This window comes from Serratia sp. CY76391 (assembly GCF_052166695.1).
GTDB classification, from domain to species: domain Bacteria; phylum Pseudomonadota; class Gammaproteobacteria; order Enterobacterales; family Enterobacteriaceae; genus Serratia; species Serratia nematodiphila.
Genome location: NZ_JBJNOJ010000001.1, coordinates 508,664 through 522,508, shown reverse-complemented (window position 1 = coordinate 522,508; position 13,845 = coordinate 508,664). Strand labels below are relative to the sequence as shown.

General features: G+C 63.0%; 15 protein-coding genes. 8 read left to right on the top strand and 7 right to left on the bottom strand.

Features of this window, described 5'->3' with window-relative positions:
* Positions 1-378 precede the first annotated feature (378 nt).
* Both ACJ8PN_RS02760 and ACJ8PN_RS02755 read right to left on the bottom strand, forming a co-directional pair.
* Positions 379-741 (bottom strand): cell envelope integrity TolA C-terminal domain-containing protein, encoded by a 363-nt coding sequence (locus ACJ8PN_RS02760; RefSeq protein ID WP_442534583.1) that lies wholly within the window; start codon positions 739-741, stop codon positions 379-381.
* A gap of 43 nt (positions 742-784) precedes the next feature.
* Positions 785-1,696: a LysR substrate-binding domain-containing protein gene (locus ACJ8PN_RS02755; protein WP_004939387.1), complete on the bottom strand. Its 912-nt coding sequence runs from the start codon at positions 1,694-1,696 to the stop codon at positions 785-787.
* A 140-nt stretch (positions 1,697-1,836) separates the two neighbouring features.
* On the opposite strand from ACJ8PN_RS02755, the gene ACJ8PN_RS02750 reads away from it, so the two are divergent.
* Genes ACJ8PN_RS02750 through ACJ8PN_RS02740 form a run of 3 tightly spaced genes read left to right on the top strand, consistent with a single transcriptional unit; the run spans position 1,837 to position 4,968 of the window.
* Positions 1,837-2,481 (top strand): hydrolase, encoded by a 645-nt coding sequence (locus ACJ8PN_RS02750; RefSeq protein WP_004939390.1) that lies wholly within the window; start codon positions 1,837-1,839, stop codon positions 2,479-2,481.
* A 48-nt stretch (positions 2,482-2,529) separates the two neighbouring features.
* Positions 2,530-3,075 carry an antibiotic biosynthesis monooxygenase gene (locus ACJ8PN_RS02745; protein ID WP_171453587.1) on the top strand — a complete coding sequence of 182 codons (546 nt, stop codon included), beginning with the start codon at positions 2,530-2,532 and terminating at the stop codon, positions 3,073-3,075.
* A gap of 21 nt (positions 3,076-3,096) precedes the next feature.
* On the top strand, positions 3,097-4,968 hold the full coding sequence (locus ACJ8PN_RS02740; RefSeq protein ID WP_015377117.1) for an amidohydrolase: 1,872 nt from the start codon (positions 3,097-3,099) through the stop codon (positions 4,966-4,968).
* A 102-nt stretch (positions 4,969-5,070) separates the two neighbouring features.
* Here the strand turns inward: ACJ8PN_RS02740 and ACJ8PN_RS02735 are convergent, their stop codons facing one another.
* The 3 genes from ACJ8PN_RS02735 to ACJ8PN_RS02725 form a co-directional block, all read right to left on the bottom strand.
* A complete protein-coding gene (locus ACJ8PN_RS02735) occupies positions 5,071-6,201 on the bottom strand; it encodes a Gfo/Idh/MocA family protein (protein ID WP_033640958.1) in 1,131 nt (376 codons plus the stop codon).
* A 228-nt stretch (positions 6,202-6,429) separates the two neighbouring features.
* On the bottom strand, positions 6,430-7,053 hold the full coding sequence (locus ACJ8PN_RS02730) for a glutathione S-transferase family protein (protein WP_004939402.1): 624 nt from the start codon (positions 7,051-7,053) through the stop codon (positions 6,430-6,432).
* 12 nt (positions 7,054-7,065) lie between these two features.
* Positions 7,066-7,245: a DUF1127 domain-containing protein gene (locus ACJ8PN_RS02725; protein WP_351107173.1), complete on the bottom strand. Its 180-nt coding sequence runs from the start codon at positions 7,243-7,245 to the stop codon at positions 7,066-7,068.
* A 178-nt stretch (positions 7,246-7,423) separates the two neighbouring features.
* On the opposite strand from ACJ8PN_RS02725, the gene ACJ8PN_RS02720 reads away from it, so the two are divergent.
* The 4 genes from ACJ8PN_RS02720 (at position 7,424) to ACJ8PN_RS02705 (ending at position 11,524) form a co-directional block, all read left to right on the top strand.
* A complete protein-coding gene (locus ACJ8PN_RS02720; RefSeq protein WP_351107170.1) occupies positions 7,424-8,860 on the top strand; it encodes an aminotransferase-like domain-containing protein in 1,437 nt (478 codons plus the stop codon).
* 78 nt (positions 8,861-8,938) lie between these two features.
* Positions 8,939-9,826 (top strand): oxidoreductase, encoded by an 888-nt coding sequence (locus ACJ8PN_RS02715; RefSeq protein WP_442534582.1) that lies wholly within the window; start codon positions 8,939-8,941, stop codon positions 9,824-9,826.
* A 10-nt stretch (positions 9,827-9,836) separates the two neighbouring features.
* Positions 9,837-10,862, top strand: coding sequence for an AraC family transcriptional regulator (locus tag ACJ8PN_RS02710; RefSeq protein ID WP_442534581.1), 1,026 nt, complete (start codon positions 9,837-9,839; stop codon positions 10,860-10,862).
* The gene (locus tag ACJ8PN_RS02705) at positions 10,859-11,524 is read left to right on the top strand and encodes an epimerase (protein ID WP_171453584.1); all 666 of its coding nucleotides are present in this window, start codon (positions 10,859-10,861) and stop codon (positions 11,522-11,524) included. Before ACJ8PN_RS02710 ends, ACJ8PN_RS02705 begins: the two co-directional genes overlap by 4 nt.
* A 9-nt stretch (positions 11,525-11,533) precedes the next feature.
* Here ACJ8PN_RS02705 and ACJ8PN_RS02700 read toward each other — a convergent pair whose 3' ends face one another.
* Positions 11,534-11,956 (bottom strand): NUDIX hydrolase, encoded by a 423-nt coding sequence (locus ACJ8PN_RS02700; protein WP_411261923.1) that lies wholly within the window; start codon positions 11,954-11,956, stop codon positions 11,534-11,536.
* A 106-nt stretch (positions 11,957-12,062) separates the two neighbouring features.
* On the opposite strand from ACJ8PN_RS02700, the gene sseA reads away from it, so the two are divergent.
* Entirely contained in the window at positions 12,063-12,908 is an 846-nt protein-coding gene (gene sseA, locus ACJ8PN_RS02695; RefSeq protein WP_044031672.1) for a 3-mercaptopyruvate sulfurtransferase, read from the top strand.
* Here the strand turns inward: sseA and ACJ8PN_RS02690 are convergent.
* Positions 12,905-13,774 carry a LysR substrate-binding domain-containing protein gene (locus tag ACJ8PN_RS02690; protein WP_411261922.1) on the bottom strand — a complete coding sequence of 290 codons (870 nt, stop codon included), beginning with the start codon at positions 13,772-13,774 and terminating at the stop codon, positions 12,905-12,907. The genes sseA and ACJ8PN_RS02690 overlap by 4 nt on opposite strands.
* Positions 13,775-13,845 lie beyond the last annotated feature (71 nt).

Here is a 13,845-nt window from a genome sequence, read left to right as displayed (position 1 = left end):
TACCGGGCAACCCATATATCGCAAAGAAGACGAATCGGAGATGAGCACGGTATTGGACGCCCTTGAAGACGCCGAACGCAGGCATAGCGCATTAGGCGAAACCGCCATGGACGGCGGTTTCAGGTGAGACAGGCAGGGACGCCTGTCGCAACCGGCCTCAATGCGGTATGGCGGAGCGAGGGGAGTTGGCAAAGCCAACCGTCTGATAGGGCAAAGGCGCGGGTTGCCAGGGGCCGCGCCTTTCGGCCCCTGGCTCGGTCGAGGTGCAGGAGCCTCATGATGCACCTCTCATTTATCGACCGAAAACGTCACGAGTACTTCAAAAAAACGCTAACTGACAAGCATTGGCCGCGCAGACGGCCCGTCGGTCATATCCCTTCAGGGAACGAAATCGAGCACCACGGCGTTGAACAGCGCGTATTCGGTAGCGCTGGCCATCGGCGGAAACTGCGCGCGCTGCACCGCAGCGCTCGCCGCTGCGCACAGGGGCGCATCGCCTCTTACGATCTTGCTGCTCGCCAGCTTGCCGTCCGGCTGCAAACGGATAGCGAGGGTGCAACGCTGACCGTGCGCATGTGCCGGCAAGCGCAGCTCGCGGCTCACCGCGTTATGTATCCGCTCCGGGTAACTGAGCTGCGTTGCGGCCAATGCCGGGGCCTGCGGCAACGGTATGCCGGCCTCACGCCCGGCGCCGCAGCCGCTCAGCAACAACAACGCCAACAGGCTTAGTGTCTTTTTCATTCCCTATGTCCTTATTGGGGGATTTATCCTTATCGAGCGGCCCTCACTGCGCCGCCGGGTAGGCCTCGCCGTCGTCCGCGTAGCGCTGCAGCCGTTCGCGCCACCATTTGGCCGCCAGGCCGCTGGCGCTTTCCCGCCAACCGAAATAGGCGATGTCGCTGCAGCGTTCCGATTCAACGCGTTTCGCCACCAGTTCGCCGCTGTTCAGGTAAGGTTCCGCCAAAGAACGCGGCAGATAGCCGCAGCCCAGCCCGGCCAGCTGCGCCTGCAGCTTGGCGTCGAAACCGAAGACCGTCAGCGTATCCTGCTCTTCCAGCAGATTCAGGCTCTGCGGCGCGTTGACGCGCGAAGTGTCGCGCACCACCACCGCCCGGTGCTGACGGATTTCGTCCTTCGGCAACGGTTCCGGCAATGCCGCCAGCGGATGCTGCGGCGCGACGGCGAACACGTAATCCAGCTGCCCCAGCCTGCTGAACGCATAGCCCACCCGTGACGGCGGCTCGCAGATGGCGCCGATGATAATGTCGGCGCAACCGTAGACCAGCGACTCCCAGGAGCCGGCCAGCACTTCGTGGCTGAAACGCAGCCGGGTATGGTGATGCTGCCGATAGAACTCGTCGATCAGCGGCAACAGGCGGGCAAACGGGAAAGAGGCGTCAATCCCGAGCGTGATTTCGCTTTCCCAGCCGTTTTCGACATAGCGCGCCTGCTGCTCCAGATCCTGCGCCGCCCGCAGCAGCACCCGCCCCTTTTCCAGCATCAGCTTGCCGGTATCGGTAAACTTCGCCCGATGCCCGGAGCGATCGAGCAGGGTGATGTCGAGATCGTTCTCCAGCTTTTGCACCATATAGCTCAGTGCCGAAGGGGTTTTAAACAGTGCGGCGGCCGCGGCGGCGAAAGATCCGTGCCGGTCCAGCGCGTCCAAAATCAGCAGCGCTTCCAGGTTTAATCTCATGCTTTCTCCCGTGTATAAAAAAACTCAACAAGTCGGCAAAAATTCTGCGGTATCTTTGAAATCGCCCTCTGCCTACCATGGGTTTTATCGGCGTTACACTCATCAGATGTTCAACCGAAATATCACTGGGAAGGTAAATTATGTCCAAGTTTCAACTGCTTGATAAAGACAATTCCGCACTGATTTTTATCGATCATCAACCACAAATGGCCTTCGGCGTGGCTAATATTGATCGTCAGCAACTGAAAAACAACGTTGTTGGTTTGGCGAAGGCAGGCAAGATTTTCAACGTTCCCACCCTTTTCACCTCGGTCGAAACCGAAAGCTTCAGCGGCTATATCTGGCCGGAACTGCTGGCGGTACACCCTGAAATCACCCCGATTGAACGCACCTCGATGAACTCCTGGGAAGACGCGGCCTTCGTTAAAGCCGTGGAAGCCACCGGCCGTAAAAAGCTGGTGATCTCCGCGCTGTGGACCGAAGTGTGCCTGACTTTCCCGGCGCTGATGGCGCTGGAAGCCGGCTATGAAGTGTATGTGGTGACCGACACCTCCGGCGGCACCTCCGTCGATGCGCACGAACGTTCGATCGACCGCATGGTGCAGGCCGGCGCCGTACCGGTGACCTGGCAGCAGGTGTTGCTGGAGTACCAACGCGACTGGGCGCGCAAAGATACCTACGACGCGGTGATGGCGCTGGTGCGCGAACACAGCGGCGCGTACGGCATGGGCGTCGACTACGCTTACACCATGGTGCACCACGCACCGGCCCGCACGGTGAAATAATTCCCCTTGCCCCGGCCTCGCGCCGGGGTATTTTCAGGAGTCGGTTTTATGGCCCATCCGCAGCATGTCACGCTGGTGATCACCCACCGTTTGGCGCCGGGGAACGAACAGGCCTATGAGGCCTGGCTGAACCGCATCATGCCCGACGCCGCGGGCTTCACCGGCCATTTAGGCGTCAACGTGATTCGCCCTTCCGGCGACGAACAGGCCTATACGGTGCTGGTCCGCTTCGACAATCTCGACAATCTCTACCGCTGGCTCAACTCGCCGCAGCGCAAGCAATACATCGAAGAGGTCACTCCGCTGTTGCTGGAGAGCGACCATATCGAGATCCGCCCCGGCGCAGAGTTCTGGTTTACCCCGCCCAACCCCGGCGTGCGCCAGCCGCCACAATGGAAGCAATTCATCATCACCCTGCTGGTGATCTTTCCATCCACCAATCTGGTGCCCTGGTTTTGGGGACGGGTGCTGCCGCAGCTGGACGGCTCGCTGCTCGGCCATTTTCTCAATGACGCCACCGTGGTCGCCCTGGTGGTGTACCTGTGGATGCCTATCGTGACTCGCGTTTTTCATCAATGGCTGACCCGCCGCTAGGCGGTTCGCCGGGAGAATGTTATGAACCACCACGCTTCATTGATCATCACCAACGGCAAGTTTCACACCGTCGATCGCCAACACCCCACCGCGCAAGCGGTCGCCATCCGCGACGGCAAGTTTCTGGCGGTCGGCAGCGAAAGCGAAGTCATGCAGCACGCCGGGCCGGAAACCCAGGTGATCGATCTGCACGGCCACACCGCCATTCCGGGCCTGAACGACTCGCACCTGCACCTGATCCGCGGCGGCCTGAACTATAACCTGGAGCTGCGCTGGGAAGGCGTGCCCTCGCTGGCCGACGCGCTGCGCATGTTGAAAGAACAGGCGCTGCGCACCCCGAGCCCGCAATGGGTGCGGGTGGTCGGCGGCTGGACCGAATTCCAGTTCGCCGAGCGCCGCATGCCGACGCTGGACGAAATCAACCAGGCGGCGCCGGACACGCCGGTATTTATTCTGCATCTCTACGATCGCGCGCTGCTCAACCGCGCGGCGCTGAAGGTGGTCGGCTACACCAAAGACACGCCGAACCCGCCGGGCGGCGAGATCCAGCGCGACGCCAACGGCAACCCGACCGGCATGCTGATCGCCAAACCCAACGCCATGATCCTGTACGCCACGCTGGCGAAAGGGCCGAAGCTGCCGCTGGAGCAGCAGGTCAACTCCACCCGCCAGTTCATGCGTGAGCTGAACCGCCTCGGTCTCACCAGCGCCATCGACGCCGGCGGCGGCTTCCAGAACTACCCGGAAGATTATCAGGTGATCGCCGAGCTGCACGAGAAGAAGCAGCTGACCATCCGCATCGCCTATAACCTGTTCACCCAGCGGCCTAAACAGGAGCTGGAAGACTTCGAGCTGTGGACCGACATGCTCAAACCGGGCCAGGGCACCGACTTCTATCGCCACAACGGCGCCGGCGAGATGCTGGTGTTTTCCGCCGCCGACTTCGAAGACTTCCTGCAGCCGCGCCCGGATCTGCCGCCGGGCACCGAAGACGAGCTGGAGCGGGTGGTGCGCCATCTGGTCGAGCACCGCTGGCCGTTCCGCCTGCACGCCACCTATGACGAATCCATCAGCCGCATGCTGGACGTGTTCGAGAAGGTGAACCGCGATATTCCGTTCAACGGCCTGCACTGGCTGTTCGACCACGCCGAAACCATTACCGAGCGCAATATCGAGCGCGTCAAGGCGCTGGGCGGCGGCATTGCAGTCCAGCACCGCATGGCGTTCCAGGGGGAGTATTTCGCCGACCGCTACGGCATCGAAGCCACCAAACATACGCCGCCGGTGGCGAAAATGCTGGCGGCCGAGCTGCCGGTCGGGCTGGGCACCGACGCCACCCGCGTCGCCAGCTACAACCCGTGGACGGCGCTGTACTGGCTGGTTTCCGGCCGCACCGTCGGCGGCATGGCGATGTACGACGACAGCGCGCGGCTGGATCGCGAAACGGCGCTGATGCTGTGGACGCAGGGCAGCGCCTGGTTCTCCACCGAGCAGGGCAAGAAAGGCCAGATCAAGGTCGGCCAGCTGGCGGATTTGGCGGTGCTGTCGCAGGACTACTTCAGCGTGCCGGAAGAGCAGATCAAAGGCATCGAGTCGGTAATGACGGTGGTGGACGGCAAGGTAGTCTACGCCGCCGGCAGCTTCTCACCGCTGGCGCCGCCGCCGCTGCCGGTGCTGCCGGAGTGGTCGCCGGTCACCCAGGTGCCGGGCCATTACCGCTCCGCGCCGCCGTCGGCGGCGGCCCGCGTCGGGGTAGTGAGCCAGGCGCATCAATGCTGCGGCCCGTGCGGCGTGCACGCACACCAGCATGACATCGCGCGCCGCTCCAGCATCCCGGTGTCGGACGAGAATGCCTTCTGGGGCGCGTTCGGCTGCTCGTGTTTCTCGTTCTAAGTCATCAAGCCAATGACTTATTATAAAGTTAACTTAATAAGGTATTAAGCTGGCAACATAATAAATTAATGGCGCTGTCCACAAGAGAGCGCCATTTTCTTTTCAATCGCGGTTGATCTCCAGCCAGCGCCGCTGTTCGGCGGAGGCGGCTATCGCGTCCAGCACGCACGACACCTTCCAGCCCTCTTCAAAGTCCGGCCACATGCGATCGCCCGCGGCGATGCCGTTGACCAGATCGCGGATCTCCACCGTCTTCTGATCGTTAAAACCAATGCCGTGCCCGGCGCTGATGCAAAACGCCGCGTAGTCCGGGTGCTTTGGCCCCACCAGCAGCGTCTTAAAGCCCTGCCGCTCCGCCGGTTCATCGTGCCGATACAGCTTCAGCTCCGCCATCCGCTCCTGGGTATAGCTCAGCGTGCCTTTGGTGCCGGTGACCACATAGGTCAACCCCATCTTGCGCCCGCAGGCAATGCGCGACGTTTCAATAGTGCCCATCGCGCCGCCGGCGAAACGCAGCAACGCACTGGCCTGATCTTCGTTTTCCACCGGGTGCAGGCGCGTCGGGTCCTGCGGATCCGGGCGCTGTTTGATCACGGTCTGCATATCGCCGGAAACCGCCACGATATCGCCCACCAGGTAGTGCGCCATATTGACGATGTGCGCCGCCAGATCCCCGAGCGCGCCTAATCCGGCGCTGGCGCGGCGGCAGTGCCAGTCGATCGGCGTGCGCGGATCGGCCAGATAATCCTCATTGTGGGTGCCGTAAAAATGTACCACCTCGCCGATTTCGCCGTTGGCGATAATTTCGCGCGCCAGTTGGCTGGTGGGGTTTTTCATGTAGTTAAAACCGACCAGCGTTTTCACTCCCTTGGCGCGCGCGGCCTGCACCATCTCCGCCGCATCGGCGGCGTCCAGCGCCAGCGGCTTTTCCGAATACACGTGCTTGCCGTGGCGGATCGCCGCCAGCGCCATCTCTTTATGCAAAAAGTTGGGGGCGCAGATGTCCACCACATCGATCGCCGGATCGGCGACCAGCTGCCGCCAGTCGCCGGTCGAGCGCGCAAAGCCGAATTCTGCCGCGCGCTGCGCCGCCAGCTCGGGCGTCACTTCCGCCAGCATCTCCAGCACCAGTTCCCCTTTCAGAGGAAAGACCGTGGCGGCCTGCGCATAGGCGATAGCGTGACAACGCCCGATATAACCGGTGCCGATTAACCCAACGCGTACCTGTTTCATCATTTTCTCCCGTGACCAAAATTCTGCGTAGAACCAGGCGTCGCTCAATGAAACGCGCCGGTTGATAACGGGTTTATATGGAATATAAATTTCAATAACAAGCACACAGGAAAATAAAGTTCATATTCGTGATGCCGTTCATGAAACGTTGACGGGATGATGTAATGAGGAAAGTCCGGATACGCCCCGCCGTGTCCGGACAAGATTAAATGAACTGTTTATTTCATATCACGGTAAACCGTTAGCACCGTGCTGCACGTAGCCAGGGCGTTGCAACAGGCGCTGCTGATAAGCAGCCAGCGCCGCATAATGCGGCCGCTCGAACGGCGTCATCAGCCAACGGTTCAGCGACAGCCCCAGCACCACGTCCGCCAGCGTGAAGGCGGCGCCGGCGGCATAAGGGCCGTGCTGCGCCAGATGTGCGTCCAACAAGCCCATCAGCCGGTTCCATTCGCGCTCGGCGGCTGCCAGGCTGGCGGCATCCTGATAATCCGCATGCCCACGCACCCGCGACATAAACACGTAGCGCCAGGCGCCGTTCAGATCGGTGGCCTGCCAGTCCATCCACATCTCCACCGCCGCGCGCGCGCCGGGTGCCTGCGGCAGCAGATCTTGCCGCCCTTCCCGCCCCGCCAGATAGCGGCAAATGGTATTCGACTCCCACAGCACCCGCTCGCCGTCGATCAGCACCGGCACCAGGCCGTTGGGATTCAGCGCCAAAAACGCCGGCTCCTGCGTGGAGCGATAACCGCTGCCCCAGTCCTCCCGTTCCAGCGTCAGCCCCAACTCCTGACAGGTCCATAACACCTTGCGCACGTTGATCGATGAGGCTTTACCCAATAATTTCAGCATTGATTTTCCTTATTATCTCCAGAACGGTTTATACCCTTCCCTCCAGGCATCCGCCCGCGTCAGGCCGATATCCGCCAGCTGCCTGTCGTTCAGCAGCAGTAACTCTCTGCGCGTTCTGCGACGCAACAAATACCAACGCCAGCGTGACCAGCCTACCCGTCGCCACATCGTCATGCCATCAAACAGAGCCATCTTATATCCCCCTGATGTTTTCGCCTGGTAGTGATGATGCGCGCCAGGCAAAAAACAATACAGATTCACGCTGGCGCTTTTTTTTTCATACAGCTGCGCCCAAAAACCCGCTGAATGGTTTATTTTGAACGTATCTGTACCGGTTTTTTAATCCTGCCCCCCGATGAGAGGCCTCTGTATGACACGCTACGCCACGCTGGCCGCCATTCTCAGCCAACGCATTCAGCAAGGGTTATATCCGGCCGGCCATCGCCTGCCTTCGGTGCGCACGTTGAGCCAGGAGCACGGCGTCAGCATCAGCACGGTGCAGCAAGCCTACCGGTTGCTCGAGGAACAGCGCCTGGTGGAAGCGCGGCCGAAATCGGGCTACTTCGTGCATACGCAGCGCGCGCAGGCCGAGCTGCCCGCCATGACGGCGCCGGTGCAGCGGCCGGTGGACATTTCGCAATGGGAGCAGGTGCTGGAATTGGTGCGCAGCCGGCCGCGCGAAGGCCTGATCCAGCTGGGGCGCGGCATGCCGGATATCGCCGAACCGACGATGAAACCACTGATCGTCGCCCTGCGCAACGCCGCCCGCCACGGCGACCTGCGCAGCCTGTATTACGACAGCATTCAGGGCGTGGCCGCGCTGCGCGAACAGGTCGCCCGTCTGCTGCTGGACTCCGGCTGCCAAATCGGCCCCGATCAGCTGCTGATCACCACCGGTTGTCAGGAAGCAATCTCCGCCGGGCTGCGCGCCGTTTGCCAACCCGGCGACATCGTGGCGGTCGATTCGCCCTGCTTCCACGGCACCATGCAGACGCTGAAGGGTCTGGGCATCAAGGCGCTGGAAATCCCCACCGATCCGCTCACCGGCGTCAGCCTGGCGGCGCTGGAGATGGCGCTGGAACAGTGGCCGGTCAAGGCCATCCTGCTGACGCCCAACTGCAATAATCCGCTGGGCTACATCATGCCCGACGCCCACAAACAGCGGCTGCTGACGCTGGCGCAGCGCCACGACGCGGCGATCATCGAAGACGATGTCTACGGCGACATCGCCTATCACTACCCGCGGCCGCGCACCATCAAGTCATTCGACGACGACGGCCGCGTGCTGCTGTGCAGCTCGTTTTCCAAAACGCTGGCGCCGGGGCTGCGCGTGGGCTGGATCGCGCCCGGCCGCTACCTGGAACGGGTGCTGCACATGAAGTTCATCGGCTCCGGCGCCACCGCCACCCAGCCGCAGCTGGCGATCGCCGAATTTATCCGCGGCGGGCATTACCTGCAGCACCTGCGGCGCATGCGCGCACGCTACCAGCAGAACCGCGACCGCATGACCGATCTTATCCTGAAACACTTCCCGGCCGGCACCCGCGTCAGCCGGCCGCGCGGCGGTTTTATGCTGTGGATCGAACTGGACGAAGCGTTCGACACCCTGCGGCTGAACCGCCATCTTGAACAGCAAGGCGTACAAATCGCCGTCGGCAGCATCTTTTCCGCCGCCGGCAAGTACCGCAACTGCCTGCGCATCAACTATGCGCCGACGCTGACGCCGCAGATCGAGCTGGCAGTACAGAAGGTCGGCGCCACCATCCAGCGGCTGATGCCGGCCGACAGTTTGGCGCAATCGGATTAAATATTGACGCGATCGGATTATCGCTGCGCTGCCCGGCGCTCTAAAGTGGCATCACACCCACTCGCAATCAGGAAGGTCATGATGTCTCAGTCACAGGTATGGTTAATCACCGGCAGTTCCCGCGGCCTGGGCCAACAGCTGGCGCAGGCGGTGTTGGCCGCCGGGCACCGTCTGGTCGCCACCGCCCGTCAGCCGCAACAGCTGCAGCCGCTGGTGGAACGCTACGGCGATCGGGTCGCCACGGTCGCGCTCGACGTCACCGACGCCGCCGCCGCCGAACGCGCGGTGCGCACGGCGATTGAACGCTTCGGTCGGCTGGACGTGCTGGTCAACAACGCCGGCTACGGCAATATCGCGCCGGTGGAGGAAGCCGATGAAGCCGATTTTCGCGCGCAGCTCGAAACCAACTTCTTCGGCGTGTTCAACGTCACCCGCGCGGCGCTGCCGATATTACGCCGGCAGGGCAGCGGCCATATCATCCAGATCGCCACCATCGGCGCTCGCCTCGGCATTGCCGGCCTCAGCGCCTACCATACCGCCAAGTGGGCGGTCGAAGGGTTCTCCGAATCATTGGCCAAAGAAATGGCCCCCTTCGGCGTCAAGGTGACGATGGTCGAACCCGGCGGCTTCCGCACCGACTGGGCCGGTTCTTCAATGACCATTGCGCCGATCGGCGAAGCCTATCAGCCGACGCTGGGGCCGATGCTGGCCTTCCTGCAGCAGCATAACGGCAGCCAAACCGGCGATCCGGCCAAGGCGGCGCAGGCGATCCTGCAGTTGGCGGCGTTGGAAGCCCCTCCGCTGCGCCTGCTGCTCGGCAGCGACGCGGTGCATATGGCGGCGCAGGTGTTGGCAGAACGCCAGGCGGAGGACGCCGCGTTTCACGCCCTCAGTCTCAGCACCGACCACGACGACAGCTCGCCGGATCACGCCGCGATGGCGGCGATGGTGACGGGAAAATCCTAAGGAGCCCGCATTGAGCAGCGATCAAATTCCGGTTTCCGGCGCGCTGGCGGTACACCTGGCGGCGCAGGGCGTCGATATTGAGCAGCTCGGCCGATTGGCCGGGTTGCCCGCCGGGCTGTTCGGCGAACGGCGCGACAAGATTAAACTCACTACGCAACAGTTCTTCTCTCTTTGGCGCAGTCTGCCGCAGTTGAACGACGATCCCGCCTTCGGTCTGCGTCTGGGCGGCGAGGCGGCGCCGGAAAACTATGACATTGCCTTGGTCGCTGCGCTGCATTCCGCCACGCTGGGCGAAGCATTGCAAAAGGTGGCGCGCTATAAACGGCTGGTTTGCCCGGAAGAGCTGATGCTGGTGGAAGACGGCGACAGCATGCGCCTGCACACCCGCTGGACCATGAGCGAAGGCCACGCGCCGGCGCTGCTGATCGACGCCATGTTCGCCGCCATCACGGCCCTGTGTCGGCGCGGCACCGGCTTGCCCCTGCAGCCGCAGGCGATCGAATTGACCCGGCGAGCGGACGCCGCCTCGCCGCTGGCGCGCTATTTCGGCTGCCCGGTGACATTCAACGCCCCGCTGGACGTGCTGGTGTTCGATCGCGCGTTGATGCGTCAACCCTTCATCACCTACAACCAGGCCATGCTGGCGGTGCTGCTGCCGGGGCTGGAGACGGAGCTGGCCAAATCTCAGTCGGCGCACGATCTGCCCACGCAGGTGATGGCGATCCTCAGCCGCAGCATGCGCGGCCAGCGCCCCAGCGTCAACAGCGTGGCCGCTGAACTCTATCTCAGCCCGCGCACGCTGCAGCGCCGCTTGCAACAGCACGGCTACAGCTACCAGCAATTGTTGGACAAAACCCGCCACCGCACCGCCTGCCGGCTGTTGGCGGAAACCGACCTTGAACCGGGCGAAATCGCCTTTGTGCTGGGATTCGAAGAGCTGAATTCGTTCAGCCGCGCCTTTATTCAGTGGGAAACGCTGACACCCAGCCGCTGGCGCACGCAGCGCGCCGCCGGCCAGTGGGAGAACAGAGCATGAAAGTGATTATTTTCGGCGCCAGCGGCATGGTGGGTCAGGGCACGCTGCGAGAATGCCTGCGCGATCCACGCGTCAGCGAAGTGCTCAGCATCGGCCGAAGCCCGTTGGCCCAGAGCCACGCCAAACTGCGCCAGCTTTCTGTGCCCGATCTGCGTGATCTGTCGGCGCTGGAGCCGCAGCTCGCCGGCTACGACGCCTGCTTCTTCTGCCTGGGGATTTCGTCCTCCGGCCTGAGTGAAGCTGAATATCGCGCGGTGACTTACGATCTGACGCTGGCCGCCGCCCGCCCGTTGGCGATGCTGAACCCGACGATGGTCTTTATTTACGTCTCCGGCCTCGGCACCGACAGCAGCGAACGCGGCCGCAGCATGTGGGCCAGGGTCAAAGGCGCCACCGAAAACGCGCTGCTGGCGCTGCCGTTCCACGCAGTGATGTTCCGCCCCGGCGCCATTGTGCCGCTGCACGGCATTCGCTCCAAAACCCGCCTCTACGATCTGGCCTATCGGCTGTTCAAGCCGCTGTGGCTCGGCGCATTGCGGCTGTTTCCCGCCCGGGTAAGCAGCACCGAACGAATCGGGCGGGCGATGCTGGCGGTGGCGCGACGGGAAAGCGCGCTGCGCATCATCGAACCGGCGCAGATCAACCGGCTGGCGGCATCCTGAACAACGGGGTTAACCGCCCTGCCGCCAATACTCCGCCACCCGGCGGCGCAGGTGTTCGATACCCTGCGGATGGTGAATAAACTGCTCCACCGGCATCATCCGCCAACGCTGCCCCTCGTCGCCGAAACGTATGGCGGCGATCTGCACCGGAGTGATCATCCCGGCCATGAACCAGGTCGGCGGATAGCCGGGCAAAATGCCGTCGTAGCGCCGCCGCCAGACAACCTGACGTTCGGCGATCGCCACGCCGAACTCTTCCTGCGTCTCCCGCTGCACGCACTGCAGCGGCGTTTCGCCGTTTTCCCGCCCGCCGCCGGGCAGATCCCACAGGCCGGGCCACGGAATGCCCGGTTTATCGTCCCGTTGGTAAACCAGCAGGAAACCATCGCACAGCAGCGCGATCTTGGCCCCGCCAAACGCCTCGTCCTTCATGATTTTTCCGCTCCCTGCCCATTGCCTTTGACTGAACATCATACTTCATCCCCGCGCGGCCTGGTGTATAGTGAAAATCCGTTTTCACAACAGGCGAACAATAACGATGAACTCTCCGTTTCTGGTGACCCCTCAATGGCTTGCGCAACATATCAACGATGAAAATCTGGTGGTGATCGACGTCCGGATGTCGCCGGTGGGGCTGACGCCGAAAAAGGACATGCTTGCCGAGTTCGAACGCGGCCATATCCCCGGCGCGGTCTATTTCGACATCGACGAAGTGGCGGACAAAAACACCGCGCTGCCGCACATGCTGCCGACGGCGGCGGAGTTTGGCGCGGCGGTGGGCAAGCTGGGCATCAGCGAGCGCGATACCCTGGTGATTTACGATGAGGGTAACCAGTTCTCCGCGCCGCGCGGCTGGTGGACCTTCCGCAATTTCGGCGCCCAGCATGTTTACGTACTGGACGAAGGGCTGAACGGCTGGACAGCGCAGGGCCAGGCGCTGGCCACCGGCCCGGCGCAGCCTGAACCGCAGGTGTTCAACGCCCGGTTCAACGCCGACGCGGTGGTGGATATGCGGCAAGTGGAACAGGCGTTAGGCACGCCGGTGCAAATTCTCGACGCACGCGCCGCGCCGCGCTTTTATGCCGAAGCGCCAGAGCCGCGCCCCGGCCTGCACCGCGGCCACATTCCCGGCAGCATCAACATTCCGTACGGCGAGCTGCTGGAAAACGGCCGCTTCAAATCGCTGGAGGCGCTGCGCCAAACCTTCAGCGACAAGGGCGTGGATATCAACGGCCCGATCATCACCAGCTGCGGCTCCGGCGTGACGGCGGCGGTGCTGGCGTTCGGCCTGCTGTCGCTCGGCGCCCCGCAGGTCAAGCTGTATGACGGCGCCTGGAGCGAATGGGGCCAACTGAGCGGCAAACAGCCCATCGCCAAAGATTAGGTTTCGATCCGCTCGACCACAATCTGCGCCAGCCGCTGCACGGCCGCCGAGGGCTGATCCTCGGCGCGGTGCAGCACCACGCCGAGCTGGCCTAGAACGGGCAGCAGTTCGGGCGCCAACGGTGACAGGCCGGGCGGCAAACCCGCCGCCGTGCGCACCGTGACGCCCAACCCGGCGCTCACCGCCGCCCAAACGCCGTTCAGGCTGCGGCTGGTAAAGGCGATGCGCCAGGGAATGCCGGCGCGATCCAGCGCCTGCGTCGCCGCGCTGCGCATCAGGCAGGGCGCGTCGAACATCACCAACGGCAACGGCTCATCCCCTTCTCGCCAAGGCACCAGCGCGAAGCCGGGCGACGCGATCCAGTGCAACTGCCGCTGCCCCAGCGCCTGATGAAACGGCGTGCTCAGACCGCCGTCCCACGCCAGCGACAGATCCAGCTGGCCTTTCAGCACCCAGTCGATCAGCTCGGCATTGCGGGCGATGCGCGCCTCGATGCGCACCTTCGGATTGGCACGCGCGAAGCTGCCCAACACCTGCGGCAGAAACGTCTCGCCGAAATCCTCCTGCAGCCCCAGCCGCACCGTGCCCTGCAGATCCAACCCGCGCACCGCGGCGGCGGCTTCGTCATTAAGCTCCAGCAGGCGACGCGCGTAACCGAGCAGGGTTTCCCCCGCCTCGGTCATCACCATGCCGCGTCCGGCCTTGCGCAGGATCGGCGCGCCGACCTGCTGCTCCAGTTTTTTCAGGTGAGCGCTGACCGCCGACGTCGAACGCCCCAGCCGTTCCGCCGCCTTGGCGAAGCTGCCCAGCTCGACGCCGGTGACGAAGCTGCGCAAATCCTCGAGATCGAACGTGATTCGCCCCATGCTGACCATCCTGATTTTCTGAACCATCAATCAAAATAATACCGATTTTACTGATAAAGATGGCGTGTCAC

What these genes read in the sequence shown, in the direction of transcription:
- ACJ8PN_RS02760 (WP_442534583.1), bottom strand. Translation starts at nt 741, where the DNA reads ATGAAAAAGACACTAAGCCTGTTGGCGTTGTTGTTGCTGAGCGGCTGC.
- ACJ8PN_RS02755 (WP_004939387.1), bottom strand. Translation starts at nt 1,696, where the DNA reads ATGAGATTAAACCTGGAAGCGCTGCTGATTTTGGACGCGCTGGACCGG.
- ACJ8PN_RS02750 (WP_004939390.1), top strand. Translation starts at nt 1,837, where the DNA reads ATGTCCAAGTTTCAACTGCTTGATAAAGACAATTCCGCACTGATTTTT.
- ACJ8PN_RS02745 (WP_171453587.1), top strand. Translation starts at nt 2,530, where the DNA reads ATGGCCCATCCGCAGCATGTCACGCTGGTGATCACCCACCGTTTGGCG.
- ACJ8PN_RS02740 (WP_015377117.1), top strand. Translation starts at nt 3,097, where the DNA reads ATGAACCACCACGCTTCATTGATCATCACCAACGGCAAGTTTCACACC.
- ACJ8PN_RS02735 (WP_033640958.1), bottom strand. Translation starts at nt 6,201, where the DNA reads ATGAAACAGGTACGCGTTGGGTTAATCGGCACCGGTTATATCGGGCGT.
- ACJ8PN_RS02730 (WP_004939402.1), bottom strand. Translation starts at nt 7,053, where the DNA reads ATGCTGAAATTATTGGGTAAAGCCTCATCGATCAACGTGCGCAAGGTG.
- ACJ8PN_RS02725 (WP_351107173.1), bottom strand. Translation starts at nt 7,245, where the DNA reads ATGGCTCTGTTTGATGGCATGACGATGTGGCGACGGGTAGGCTGGTCA.
- ACJ8PN_RS02720 (WP_351107170.1), top strand. Translation starts at nt 7,424, where the DNA reads ATGACACGCTACGCCACGCTGGCCGCCATTCTCAGCCAACGCATTCAG.
- ACJ8PN_RS02715 (WP_442534582.1), top strand. Translation starts at nt 8,939, where the DNA reads ATGATGTCTCAGTCACAGGTATGGTTAATCACCGGCAGTTCCCGCGGC.
- ACJ8PN_RS02705 (WP_171453584.1), top strand. Translation starts at nt 10,859, where the DNA reads ATGAAAGTGATTATTTTCGGCGCCAGCGGCATGGTGGGTCAGGGCACG.
- ACJ8PN_RS02700 (WP_411261923.1), bottom strand. Translation starts at nt 11,956, where the DNA reads ATGAAGGACGAGGCGTTTGGCGGGGCCAAGATCGCGCTGCTGTGCGAT.
- sseA (WP_044031672.1), top strand. Translation starts at nt 12,063, where the DNA reads ATGAACTCTCCGTTTCTGGTGACCCCTCAATGGCTTGCGCAACATATC.
- ACJ8PN_RS02690 (WP_411261922.1), bottom strand. Translation starts at nt 13,774, where the DNA reads ATGGGGCGAATCACGTTCGATCTCGAGGATTTGCGCAGCTTCGTCACC.